We start from the raw sequence: 453 nt of genomic DNA, 5'->3' as shown, positions 1-453 counted from the left end.
CTCAAGCAAGATAAAAAAGCGAGGCAATGGGTCAAGCGCTCACGCTGGGTGTTGTTGAAAAATAGAGGCAACTTAAATCCACGGCAAGACAGCTATCTTACAGAAATATTGAATATCAATAAGGACTTAATGACCACTTATATACTCGGGGCACAACTCAAAGAGCTTTGGTATTGTGAATCAGAAGCACATGCTAAAGGGCTCTGGGAGGCTTGGTGGGCACAAGTACAAGAGAGTGGAATTAAGCCATTGAAAGAGTTCGCACGAAAACTGAGTCCTTATCTTCACGGTATTATCGCATCGGCAAGTTATCCGCTAAACACCTGCACCCTAGAAGGGATAAACAACAAGATAAAGCTAATCAAGCGAATGGGGTATGGGTATCGAGATACCGACTACTTCTTCTTGAAGATAAAAGCGGCTTTCCCCGGAAAGCCGCGATGAACCTTTTTT

General features: G+C 43.7%; 1 protein-coding gene. It reads left to right on the top strand.

The window, feature by feature from the left end:
• A partial coding sequence (locus A136_RS01210) for a transposase (RefSeq protein WP_017062777.1) occupies positions 1–444 on the top strand: 444 nt, incomplete at its 5' end.
• Between the last annotated feature and the right edge of the window lie 9 nt (positions 445–453).

This window comes from Vibrio crassostreae 9ZC13, from assembly GCF_000272045.2.
GTDB classification, from domain to species: domain Bacteria; phylum Pseudomonadota; class Gammaproteobacteria; order Enterobacterales; family Vibrionaceae; genus Vibrio; species Vibrio crassostreae_C.
This window is presented reverse-complemented; position numbering and strand designations above follow the sequence as displayed.